The sequence below is a fragment of the Serratia sp. K-E0102 genome, assembly GCF_029962625.1.
Lineage (GTDB): Bacteria > Pseudomonadota > Gammaproteobacteria > Enterobacterales > Enterobacteriaceae > Serratia > Serratia sarumanii.
Genome location: NZ_CP124754.1, coordinates 5,059,482 through 5,072,116 on the forward strand (window position 1 = coordinate 5,059,482; position 12,635 = coordinate 5,072,116).

General features: G+C 48.9%; 9 protein-coding genes and 1 pseudogene. 6 read left to right on the top strand and 4 right to left on the bottom strand.

The window, feature by feature from the left end:
* Positions 1–44: 44 nt before the first annotated feature.
* The 6 genes and pseudogenes from pqiA to SSARUM2_RS23930 all read left to right on the top strand — a co-directional run.
* Entirely contained in the window at positions 45–1,343 is a 1,299-nt protein-coding gene (pqiA, locus tag SSARUM2_RS23905) for a membrane integrity-associated transporter subunit PqiA (RefSeq protein ID WP_080033358.1), read from the top strand.
* Positions 1,327–2,970, top strand: coding sequence for an intermembrane transport protein PqiB (gene pqiB, locus SSARUM2_RS23910; RefSeq protein ID WP_016929663.1), 1,644 nt, complete (start codon positions 1,327–1,329; stop codon positions 2,968–2,970). The genes pqiA and pqiB overlap by 17 nt, the downstream gene beginning before the upstream one ends.
* A complete protein-coding gene (pqiC, locus tag SSARUM2_RS23915) occupies positions 2,967–3,557 on the top strand; it encodes a membrane integrity-associated transporter subunit PqiC (RefSeq protein WP_016929662.1) in 591 nt (196 codons plus the stop codon). The genes pqiB and pqiC overlap by 4 nt, the downstream gene beginning before the upstream one ends.
* Before the next feature lie 303 nt (positions 3,558–3,860).
* A complete protein-coding gene (locus SSARUM2_RS23920) occupies positions 3,861–5,660 on the top strand; it encodes an SMP-30/gluconolactonase/LRE family protein (protein WP_033634235.1) in 1,800 nt (599 codons plus the stop codon).
* Between the two features lie 122 nt (positions 5,661–5,782).
* The gene (locus SSARUM2_RS23925; protein ID WP_125460821.1) at positions 5,783–6,796 is read left to right on the top strand and encodes a LysR family transcriptional regulator; all 1,014 of its coding nucleotides are present in this window, start codon (positions 5,783–5,785) and stop codon (positions 6,794–6,796) included.
* A 23-nt stretch (positions 6,797–6,819) separates the two neighbouring features.
* Positions 6,820–7,010 (top strand): annotated as a pseudogene (locus SSARUM2_RS23930) (integrase core domain-containing protein); the annotation flags it as partial.
* On the opposite strand, the gene SSARUM2_RS23935 reads toward SSARUM2_RS23930, so the two are convergent.
* From SSARUM2_RS23935 to SSARUM2_RS23950, 4 genes are all read right to left on the bottom strand, one after another.
* Positions 6,993–8,171: an acetyl-CoA C-acyltransferase gene (locus tag SSARUM2_RS23935; protein ID WP_028128073.1), complete on the bottom strand. Its 1,179-nt coding sequence runs from the start codon at positions 8,169–8,171 to the stop codon at positions 6,993–6,995. The pseudogene SSARUM2_RS23930 and the gene SSARUM2_RS23935 sit on opposite strands and share 18 nt — an antisense overlap.
* Positions 8,172–8,180: 9 nt before the next feature.
* Positions 8,181–9,074: an SDR family NAD(P)-dependent oxidoreductase gene (locus SSARUM2_RS23940; RefSeq protein WP_016929658.1), complete on the bottom strand. Its 894-nt coding sequence runs from the start codon at positions 9,072–9,074 to the stop codon at positions 8,181–8,183.
* Between the two features lie 8 nt (positions 9,075–9,082).
* Positions 9,083–10,624: a class I adenylate-forming enzyme family protein gene (locus tag SSARUM2_RS23945; RefSeq protein ID WP_028128071.1), complete on the bottom strand. Its 1,542-nt coding sequence runs from the start codon at positions 10,622–10,624 to the stop codon at positions 9,083–9,085.
* 1,374 nt (positions 10,625–11,998) lie between these two features.
* The gene (locus SSARUM2_RS23950; protein WP_060453238.1) at positions 11,999–12,388 is read right to left on the bottom strand and encodes a hypothetical protein; all 390 of its coding nucleotides are present in this window, start codon (positions 12,386–12,388) and stop codon (positions 11,999–12,001) included.
* Positions 12,389–12,635 lie beyond the last annotated feature (247 nt).

The window sequence follows — 12,635 nt, forward strand, 5'->3', positions numbered from 1 at the left end:
TGAAACTCTGTTGGGACAGAGTGATCTGGGCCGCTGAATCTCATATGCGTATAAAATTAGCGATCCGGCACGCGCAACCAGTAGCCGATAACATGATCCTATGCCCGCAATGCGATTTATTGATGGCGTTACCGCCGTTAAGCACTGGCACCAAAGCGCTATGCTCGCGTTGCAGTACTATTCTCATCACCCGCTGGGAAGAACCGTACAAGCGGTCGATAGGTTACGCCCTCAGTGCGCTGTTCATGCTGCTGCTGGCCAATATCTTCCCGTTTATCACTATGCGCGTTGCTGGCTTCAGTAACGAAATTAAACTGATTAATATCCCTCAAGTAATGCTGGAAGAAAACTACGCCAGCATGGCCACGCTGTTTATGCTGCTCGTACAACTGATCCCAGCACTCTGCATGCTGGTTATCATTCTGCTGTGTTCCAAGGTGCGCATGCCGCTAGTATTAAAAGAATGGATGGCCAAGATGCTGTTCCAGTTTAAAGCCTGGTGCATGGTTGAAATCTTCCTTGCAGGGGTGCTGGTCAGTTTTGTCAAGCTAATGGCCTATGGCGATATTGGCATCGGCAGCAGCTTTGTGCCTTATTGCCTGTTCTGTCTGTTGCAAGTACGCACTTTTCAGTGCATAGACCGCCGCTGGCTTTGGCGGGAGATAGAACCGGCACCGCGCTTGAATCGTCCGTTGACGACAGGACGTACCGGCATGAGTCAGGGCCTGCGCTCATGTCGTTGCTGCACGGCAATCCTGCCTGCTGAGATGACCCACTGTCCGCGTTGTCACACCGAGGGCTATGTACGCCGCCGCAACAGCCTGCAGTGGACGTTGGCGCTACTGATGACTTCGGCCATGCTGTATATCCCGGCCAACCTGATGCCGATAATGGTCACCGAGGCACTGGGCAACAAAATGAATTCGACCATCCTGGCCGGGGTGATCCTGCTGTGGGGAGAAGGCTCCTATCCGGTGGCGATGGTGATTTTTATCGCCAGCATCATGGTGCCATCGCTAAAGATGTTGGCGATCGGCTGGCTGTGCTGGGACGCCAACGGCAAAGGGAAAAAGCGCGACGACAGCGAACGCATGCATCTGATTTATGAAGTAGTCGAATTCGTTGGCCGCTGGTCAATGATTGACGTGTTTGTCATCGCCGTACTGTCTGCTTTGGTACATATAGGCTTATTGATGAGTGTCTATCCTGCAACCGGTGCACTGTTATTCGCTCTGGTGGTGATCCTCACCATGTTCGCTGCAATGACATTCGACCCCCGGCTGACCTGGGATCGGGCAAACGAAACAATAAAAAAGGAACTGCCACGTGACGGAAAGCAATAATAACATCGCGGGTGTCGAGAAGATTACGCGCTGGTCACCGGTGTGGATCGTCCCCATCGTCACCGCGCTGATCGGCGTCTGGATCCTGTTTTATCACTTTAGTCATCAGGGCCCGGTAGTGACCTTGGTTTCCCCCTCCGCCGAAGGGCTGGAGGCGGGCAAAACCAAAATCAAGAGTCGCAGTGTCGACGTCGGCGTCGTTGAGACAGTGACGTTGAGCGACGATCTGAACAAGGTGATAGTGCAGGCACGACTTAACTCCGGCATGGAAAAGCTGCTGCGACAGGATACCGCCTTCTGGGTGGTGAAACCGCAGATTGGCCGCGAAGGGGTTTCCGGCCTGGGTACGCTATTGTCCGGTGCCTATATCGAGTTGCAGCCGGGTACCAAGGGCAAGGACGACAAGGACGATTACAAACTGCTGGACGCGCCGCCGCTGGCCTCCCCGGACGCCAAAGGGCTGCGCATCGTGCTTAACAGCGAGAAGTCGGGCCAACTGAACGCCGGCGATCCGGTGCTATTTCACAACTACCGTGTCGGTTCGGTGGAAACCAGCTATTTCGATCCCAAACAGCGCACCATGCGCTATCAGCTCTTTATCTCGGCTCCTTACGATCAACTGGTGACCAGCAACGTGCGTTTCTGGAAAGACAGCGGCGTGGCATTCGATATGTCGGCACAGGGCATGCGCGTGGAAATGGGCTCGTTGGCGACCCTGTTCAGCGGCGGCGTGAGCTTTGACGTGCCAGATGGCTGGGATAGGGGTGAAAAGGCGAAAGAAAAGGCGGAGTACCGGCTGTTCGACAACCAGCGCAATATTCAGGATTCGTTGTATACCGTACATAAAGACTACCTGATGTTCTTCTCCGACTCGGTCCGAGGCCTGCAGCCGGGCGCGCCTGTAGAGTTCCGCGGCATTCGCCTGGGTACTGTGGCACAGGTGCCATTCTTTAAAGAAGGTATTGAGCATCGTTTGAAAAACGATTACCGCATTCCAGTGCTAATCCACATCGAGCCTGAACGCCTCAAGAAGTTAGGGAAGGACTTCGATTTTGACAGCAGCCTGAAAGACGCCGAGTCACGCGGCATACGCGCTTCCCTGAAGTCAGCTAACTTGTTGACCGGTTCGTTGTATATCGATCTGGACTTTAACCCGCGAGATAAGGCCTGGAATGGGCCGCACGAGTGGTTCGGATATCCGCTGATACCGACAACCAGTGGTGGTCTTGCGCAAATCCAGCAAAAACTGGTGCAGACGCTGGACAAGATCAACGCGATGCCGCTCACGCCGATGATCAACGAAGCGACCAAAACGCTTGCAGAAAGCCAGAGGACCATGAAGTCGACCCAGAAGACCATGAAGTCTCTAAACGACATCATCTCCAGTAAAGAGGTGAAGGCGCTACCGCAGGAGATGCAGAAAACGCTGCAGCAACTCAATCGTAGCATGAAAGGGTTCCAACCGGGATCACCGGCCTACAACAAAATGGTAGGGGACATGCAACGTCTGGATCAGGTACTGCGTGAACTGCAGCCGGTACTGCGCACCTTGAATGAAAAGAGCAACGCGCTGGTATTTGAAGCCGCCGTCAACAATGACCCTCACCCTAAGAAGGCCAACAAATGATGAAATGGCTTCCGGTAGCCCTGGCGCTGTTGCTCTGCGCCTGTAGCAGCCCCCCCAAAAAAACCTACTATCAGTTGCCAGCGTTGGGCACGCCAGCTCAGGTAAACAGCGTCGCGTCAACGCGCCAACTGTGGTTAGAGCATGTTTTTGTGGCTGATTATCTCATGCAAACTGGCGTGGTTTATCAGACTAACGGTGTACAGTACGCCATCGCCCAAAACAACTTGTGGGCCAGCCCGCTCGACCAGCAGCTGCAGCAGACGCTGGTCACCAACCTAAGCAGCGCGCTGCCGGGTTGGGTGATCTCCTCTCAGCCAATGAGTAGCGATCAGGATGTGCTCAACGTCACTATCAGCGGTTTCCACGGCCGCTTTGACGGTAAGGCTGTCATCCGCGGAGAGTGGGTGCTGAATCATCAGGGCCGCCTTACCAAACGGCCGTTCAACCTGGAATTGAAGCAGAGCGAAGACGGCTATGATGCACTGGTGCGTACCCTGGCAGAAGGATGGCAGAAGGAAGCGAAATCAATAGCCCTTCAGTTAAAGAAAATATGCTTTATTTTTGGTTGCGATATAAAAGCATTGTAACAAATGAAGACTTAATACAATGCTCTCATTGAAAAATACGGTTTTACATGAAGCAGTAATCAAATAAAAGGTCAGGAGCAATTTCCCTCTCGGCCTTTAAAACCATTTAATTGTATAACCCTTTACTATCCTTCTCTACCGCAACTATGGGCAGTTTATAGGTTGATTGATACTCATCCAGATCTATGCGCCTGGCCAAACAATGCTTGGAGCTCTGCGTAACAGCAGTGCTGTGGCAACCAGGTGATACCGTAAAAGAGTCGGACCCAAACGGGACCTTCGTGGGCGAAAAGAGGACTCAATATGAGTAAGCGCATTTTAAATCAGAAGAACTTTCTCGGAATTACGACCCTTAATTGGCTTCGAACGGACCTTGCAAGAGAGACGTGTTTTGCTCATTGGGGAGGGCCCCATGCCGATCTGGTCTCTCGTAATGAATTTATCCGTGATTATAATCAGTATCACTTTAACGATGATATCGCGGGTTTGTGGCCTTTAACACCTGAAGTGGTAACGGATATTCCAGCCGATAAACGGATCGATGGTGTTTCTGAAATAATTTTAGACTCTATCATTCGATTCCCCCTGAGCATTCGCTCTATTGATCGTATTTTCAAAGACAAAAAGAATGTTTTCTGCCGTAAAACATTAAACATGACGACATTAGGTGGAGGAAAGGTAGTTAAAACTGGCGATTATAAAAATATCCATGCTCGATGCGTTGTTTTGATTCGTCGAAGGGAAAAAGGCTCTTTAGGCGATTTCAAGCGCTTTATTCATGACAGCCTTGCTCATCAATTAGGCCTTAATAATCATGTTATTGAAGTCCGCAGCCAGGTCTTTGCGCCATGGTTTAAGGCACAGTGGAATGCACCGGATGCCGCTCATGGCATGCCACCAGAGTATAAATACCATGCATCAATTGTCATAGGAGCGAACGATAATGCCGGATTGCTATCAGCACTAGCTCAGGTCGCTAGTCTCAATAGTGAAATTGCATATTATTGTTCTGTAATTCATGCTTACTCGGTCGCTAATACGTTGATCAATCGGGTTGACGGGCGGACAACAATACCGCAGCTCAAACCCAGTGCAAAACCGCGATTAGAACCTGTACGACGTGTTCTTCCTCATCCCCCTGAGCGTACTTATCAACCTACGGGTACGACGCCGTTCAAAGTGCTTGAACTGTTAAAAAGTGCAGTTAAAAGACCAGAAGACGTTATCTCTGATATGGCAGGCAACATTTATTATGGAGGGCAAGGAGGGAAAATTTATCGGTATAGCCTAGAAACTGAGAACGAAACCATTATAGCGGATACAACCGGTAGGCCGTTGGGTCTCGAATGGCTGAAATGCGGCTCTCTGCTGGTTTGTGATGCCCACCGCGGTTTGCTTAAGGTCAGATTAGACGGGCATGTAGAAACATTGGTAGAACGCGTTCATGGCCTTCCATTACGATTCTGTTCGAATGCCACCGCGAGCGCTGATGGGACAATTTGGTTTACTCAATCGACGAATCGCTATGATTTCGAGCATTACGAAGGGGCAATGATTGAACACAGAGGGTCAGGGCAGCTGCTGCGGCGTGATACGGATGGGCAAGTCCATGTGCTATTGGACGGTTTACACTTCCCCAATGGCATCACTTTAGACAGTTCAGAGATGTCCGTCATTTTTGCAGAAACAGACGCCTACCGCTTACGCAGGCTCTGGGTACAAGGTCCGAAAGCTGGTCATCTGGAGATTTTTGCAGATAATTTGCCGGGTTTTCCTGACAATATTTCGCGTATGCAAAAGGGTTACTTCTGGGTAGCCATGGGAGCGCCACGCAATAAAAGCCTGGACCGCATGGGAACAATGCCAGGCTTCCTTCGTAAGCTCATTTGGCGCCTGCCAAAATTTATGATGCCTAAACCGACTCGAACTGTATGGGCTATGGCCTTCAATGAAGATGGCGGAATATTTGCCGATATGCAAGGCAATGCGGATAACTTCTTCACAGCCACTGCCGTTGTGGAAACAAATGGTCGCCTGTATATGGCTTCTGTTGAAGCAGACGGTATTGCTACCCTTGAAATTACATTTATGCCTAAGCGATAGTGGCCAACCAAAACGGGTCATCGCTTTAGAGTATTAACCCGTTCCATCACTTTTATTGGTTTAGTGTTAAATAGCACTCGAGTTTCTTAACTAATGAGAATTTTACAGCCAGAGGATAGAACATGGAGAAAAGCGATGCTTTCAAAATATTTGCAATGGTCGGTGATCGGGGGTCTATTTCTGGGGCAGCGCGGGCACTTGGTGAGTCTAAAGTAACAGTAAGCCGGGCGGTATCACGGTTGGAGTCCCTCTACAACGTTAGACTAATTGAACGCACTACCCGGCGGATAACACTCACCGAAGTTGGGAGGGTTTTACACGCACGTTGCATTCGCATACGAGAAGAAATGGAAGATGCTGACGCTGAGATTGCAACCTATAGGAGTCGTCCGGCCGGTATATTGCGAATCGGCTGTACCAGTGATATAGCTAAAACACTCCTCACCCCAAACTTAAATGAGTTTCTGGATAAATATCAAGAGATTGATGTTCGTGTACGCGTTGGTGAAAGATTACTTCCAGAGCCCAACATTCTCGATGTCGTTCTCCATTGCGGATGGTTATCGGATTCTCGTTTGACAGCCAGAAAAATAGCAGAGGTAAAAAACATCCTTGTAGCAAGTCAAGAATACATACAAGCCAACGGAATGCCGACCTCTCCGGACGATCTCGAAAACCATGCCATCATCGGTAATTTCTACCTCGATGCAGCGGCGATTGAACCAGGGCCATTGCCTGCTTATGTGCCCAGACTTGAAATATTTCGGGACCAAGAACGTTTTACATTATCTACATACCGTAGGTTTTTATCGACCGATCATTCGCAAATCCTTGAGCTAGTGAAAAATGGCCGCGTCATTGCACCCATTACGGGTATTTTGGCACTTCCAGGACTACTCTCAGGAGAGTTAGTTCGCATCTTACCTGATTATGAAATAAGTGAGTCACCGCAACTGTATGCTTTATATCTCGATCGGCTGGCATCAATTCCCAAGTTAAAAATATTTCTGTATTTCATTGAGCAAGTCGTTAAGCGCCTTACAAAAGAGTGGCAGCCATTGGCCGATAAGCTCTTTCCGAAACAGAACCTCACCCTTTTCCCGTCGATAAACCTGCAAACCAGGAATAACTCTTGATGAGTTCTGCGAGTGGTTAACTTCTTAATGAGCGCGGGTTCAGTGACATTGTTCATGCAAGAGAAATTGTTGACGCATGGGGCTGGACTATAACTAATATCGGCCCCATTCTTCGTTAAATTATCAGTCACCTTCGGAATTTGCAGAAGGATGGCGAAACGGAAAATTTGAGAGTAAACCAAGTAAAGCGCTGCTCTCAATAGATTTCGAATAAACCCGCAGCCCCCATACCCCCACCGATACACATCGTAACTACGGCGTAGCGTTCGCCTCTACGCTTTCCTTCTATCAGCGCGTGGCCAGTCATGCGGGCGCCGGACATGCCGTAGGGATGGCCTATTGCAATAGCGCCGCCATTCACATTCAACCTGTCGTCCGGAATACCCAACCTGTCTCGGCAATAGATCACTTGTACTGCAAATGCTTCATTTAGCTCCCATAATCCGATGTCATCAATTTTTAGACCATTGCTATGTAGCAGTTTAGGCACCGCCGCAACGGGGCCAATTCCCATCTCGTCCGGATCAACACCCGCTACGCTCATACCTACATAGCGACCTAACGGCTGCAGCCCCCTTCGTTCAGCCTCTTTGGCTTCCATCAGCACTAGCGCTGAGGCGCCATCGGAGAGTTGACTGGCGTTGCCGGCAGTAACGTTTTTGCCAGGTCCTTTAACGGAATACAGAGCCCGCAAATCCTCCAGAGTAGTTTGTGGGCGATTGCCTTCGTCATGCTCCAACAAGACCTCTTTATAAGCAAGTACGCCGGTTTCCTTATCGTTGTAGGCCATCAAGGAACACATAGGAACAATCTCCTTGTCGAATAGCCCTTCTAGTTGTGCTGTTGCCGTTCGTTGCTGGGAGCGCAACGAGTATTCGTCACAAGCTTCCCGGCTGATCTCATAGCGTTTCGCTACGATGTCAGCCGTATCCACCATCTGCATATATGCTGCTGGATACATTGAGAAAAGCTCCATGTCCGGCTCAATACGCATCCGCTCAGTCTGCACCATCGAGATGGATTCCACACCTCCCGCAACGGCAATGCTCATGCCATCAACAATGATTTGCTTGGCAGCCGTGGCGACAGCCATAAGACCCGAAGCGCACTGGCGATCCAATGACATACCTGAAACTGACGTAGGTAACCCCGCGCGCAATGCAGCAAGGCGGCCAATGTTCAGCCCTTGCACACCTTGCTGCAATGCTGCACCTAGTACCACATCATCCACTTCACTACCGACAATCCCTGCTCGCTCGACAGCGTGTTTAATTGCATGCCCAGCCAGTGTTGCGGATGGGGTGGCGTTGAAAGCACCGCGATATGCTTTGCCAATCGGAGTTCGGGCGGTAGAAATAATAACGGCATCACGCATAGTAGATTCTCACTGGTTATTTTCGGATTGTGAACGGAAAGCGGCGATGAGTTCTTGATGAATCTGCGCAGTGGCAGACTCAGGAACCTGCTCTGATTCGCGATCGCCGATCACTTGCCAGCTAGCGAAAAGACGATTGGTGGTATTGGCATCGTTGCCCAAAAAAAGCCCACTGGTCAACGTTATGTAGGCACGAGCAAAATTACCCGCACCCGCGCAAACAATCGCCCTAGTAGGCGCACATTGCGAAACCAGTGGCAACAGTGCAGGACTTACTGCCTCAGGTTGTAATACACGCTTTGCTTGCGGCACCAAAAGCCCATCGCTCATAGCGGTCGCTGCAGTAGGCGCCAGACAGTTCACCAAAATGTTACTCTTGGCTCCTTCAAGCGCCAGTGTTTGCATCAGCCCCACCAGACCCATTTTCGCAGTTGCATAATTGGCTTGCCCGAAATTGCCATAAAGACCCGAAGAGGACGTCGTGAACACGATGCGCCCATACTTTTGGCGATGCATATGCTCCCATACGGCCTTGGTACAAATCACTGCCCCAATTAGATGTACGTCCAACACAGAGCGAAAATCATCTAACGTCATTTTAGCAAAGGTCTTGTCACGCAGGTTGCCTGCATTATTGACCAAAATATCGACTTTCCCCCACCTATCCAGAGTTTCCGCGACCATTGCCTTTATTTTCTCTTCATCAGTCACAGAGGATTGGAAACTAATAGCTTCCCCCCCTGATGAATTGATTTCTTCGGCAACCTTGTCGGCACCCGGCCCGATATCATTTATTACAACTTTGGCACCGTATCGGGCTAACAGGTGTGCATGGGCACGACCAAGCCCACCTCCGGCGCCGGTAATAATCGCAACACGCTCCTGCAGGTCGGATTTCATCATTCAGTTCCTTATAATACTAATGGGGTAGAGTGTTCGGTCAGAAATAGCGCGCGCAGTTCGCGTTTCAGTACTTTTCCTGTAGCGCTAAGTGGCAATTGAGCAATTGCCTGTGCGCCGGATAAACGCTGTGTCTTACCCATACGCTCATTAACCCAAGTGATAACTTCATGAGGGTTAAGCAAGTCGTCTTTAGATACGTAGAAGGCGAAGGGAGTCTCCCCCCAGGTAACCGAGGGAATACCTATAACCGCGCAATCTTCAACCAGGGGGTGTGTTCGTAAAACAGCTTCTATATCAGTTGGGTATACATTAAAGCCACCGCTAATAATCATGTCTTTAGTACGCCCAAGGAGTGTCAAAAAACCTTCTTTATCGAAGCGTCCAAGGTCACCGTGTCGTATGTATCCATTGCCATTAGCATCAATCCAGGTGGCTTCATGGGTCATATCCGGGCGACCATGGTAACCAGCCATCATCATATTTGAACGCCCCACGACCTCACCGATATCTCCAGAATTGACTTCATTCCCTTGTGCATCAATCAAGCGAATTTCGCAGCCAGGCACTGGCTTGCCTACAGTGTGGAGTTTGTTAGGGCATTCATTTGCCAAGAGAACACAAGTCCCTCCTCCTTCAGTCATTCCATAAATTTCGAGCAATGCTCCCGGCCAGCGGCGGATCACATCGGCCTTCAACTCGGGAGAAAAAGGGGCACCAGTACATGATTTAAAAATGAAACTTCCAAGATCAAAATCATCGAATTGTGTTAAAGCCATAATACGTTGGTACTGCACAGGAACCAGCATGGTGTGGGTAGCTCGTGAATTCTGCGCTTCAACTAAATACTCATAAGCATCGAATTTGCCCATCAGCACAGCAGTCCCCCCGCAAGCAAGCGACGGCAACAAACTGACTAATGTCGTATTGGAATAGATCGGCGTGGCGATCAAAGTGACGGCAGAGTCACATTGCGGAACAATCTGCCCATATGCTGCTATTTGACTCCAACGCATGCCATGCGTATGGATAATCCCCTTTGGCGTACCTGTGGTCCCTGATGAATAGATAATGTTAAAGGGGTCTGCAGGCGATATATCAACATACGTGGTAGCAAACCCTTCAGGGGCTAACCAACTATCGAACTCGTCAAGATTAGCGACCCTGATGCCAGTCGATGGCAGGCTTTCAAGAAACTCGCCATCCAAAAATATTAACGGAATACATGCATCTGCAATTACCGATGCGATTTGTTCGGGAGACGACGATAGAGAGATGGGTACAGCGACACAACCGGCACTAATAACGCCGAGAAAAGCTAAAGTAGCTAGCAATGGGTTGGACGAAGCAATGGCAATAGCAGTGTGCGGGGGGATATTGTTATACTGTATCGCTGCCAAAATCTGTTCAGAATAATGCTGTAACTCTTTATAAGTAACAAATACGTCCCTGAAGCGTAAAGCGACAGTGTCAGAACGTTCGTTAGCATGAATAGCGATCAAATCAGATATAGGTGAAAACTTACTTTTATTATCAAAGTGAAGTGTTGTCATGAAATTAATCCTCATCATCAATTCACTCACTATCGGCATGCATTTAAATTTTGACTAGCCACTGTAATGAAACCAATTGTTTCAAAAATGAAACCATAAAAACCAAGAGACATTAATCACATAAAAAACAATAACATTAAGATTTGCACATAAAACCCTAGAAAAAATCACCCATGAAAATTGCCGAGTTTAATTTTTAATGTAATTATCTGTGATTGCCTCCTTTCGGTTAACGATCACCTACTATTTATCAATACAAAAAATAAAACCAATGAATTCATATAAAAAATGAAAGGAATCTATATAAATTGGCCGTATAAAATGACATGGAAATAAATTAATATAAGTTATTGATTTTCAGAATAAATATAGCATTAACATCATTTCTTAGAGCATTTAAATACATAAATCCAAATTAAGAATAACTTTATACTCTTAAAAATATTAGCTAGCAGAAAAGATTAGCCCATTAAAAAGATTACTAATAAGATAGATTGTTCCTCATGGAGTTCATATTGCTTACACTATACCCACGGTGTTCATGCGAGCCTTGGCCGTTTTCCTTCGCTTAATTTACAATAAAATAAGAGCAGATCGTCTGTCGGATTTTCAGATGAAAATTAGAGAGTCATTCACAACCAGCCAGATCTCGAAGATAACTATAGGAGGATTTCCCGTCTTTCATTTGAAACCATCACGAATCAGCAGGGGCGAGGACTTGGCACAGGCATCGCGATGGAGAAATGCAGGGATAGAGTTGCCAAGAATCCTGATACTAATCGATCCTTGGGCTGAACTCACCAAAAGTACACCTGCCATAGCTGTCATGAACCAAGTGAACAGACCTCAGGTATCTACACGACATGATAGCGTGGTAAAGCTTGGGCTGGGAAGCTTGCACCCAATTATCCACTGCTCAGATCTCTATTTGGTGATCCAAGTGTACTTCGCCCAGTCGATATTTATCAAGGTACACTTGGTTTGCTCGCACCAACCTCACTTCAACTAACAAAAAGTCAATGCTGCCGGTGGTCATGCTCGATTGTTTGAGTATCGACGTTTTCGCGGCAATGGCTTCAACGACAGGGGCAAAGATGTCATACGACACATCGACGAAAAGCCTCCGTTAAGCAACATTATTTATATTACATTGCCATCATGGCCAAAGCGAAGAATGATTAGAATACCAAAACTAATTGTTTGCTGGTAGCAACAACACATGTACCAATCAGCGTACCAATCGCGGCAATTTAAATAAAAACACAATAAAAACAACTACATAAAAACAAAAAAAAGAATAGATCCAGAACATCGAGTGATCCTGCCCCGCATGCCATCAAGCCCGCGCCAAGCGGGCTTTTTTATGGCTGCAGATCAGCGATGGGCGGCCGCCTGCTCTTCATCAATCAGCCCCATTTTCTGCAGCTGCACCGCAATGCTCCAGGTTGAGCGCTCGAACTCATCGCTCAGCGCTTCCAGCGTCGCCCCGGCCGCATGGCTCTCACGCAGCCGCAGTTTTTCTTCTTCCGGCCAAGGGAAGTAGGCATTGGCCGGCCGGCCCTCGGCCAGATTCTTCTGCCGCTTCTCCTCCGGCGTCAGCCGGGCTTTTTTCTGCAGTTCGGATTCACCGTCGAACTCGTTGGCCAACGCGAACAGCAGGCGGATAGCCTCCGGCGCACAGGCCGCCGAAGCCGGTCTCAACAGCTCGCCGGTGTCGGGATTAACGCCGTTGGCCAGCGCCCTGAGCAACGTGCCGGTATTCATCGTTCGCCTCCTTGTCCGAGAAAATACGCGCCGGTCGTGGCGCTTTGTTCAGGCATTTTTCTCTGCCTCTCTCGAGAAAACCACGCTTTACGCCATGAAAAAGCGCCAGTTGCGAGCCAGATTCCAGGCGTTTGCACGCGAGTGACGGCGATTGCATCAGGTTGCGAGCCGGCAGGCCTCTGGGCAACCGGCCACCGGGAAGCTTATGAAAAACTGCCGAGCAGCGCGTGCGGATGACAATCGGCAA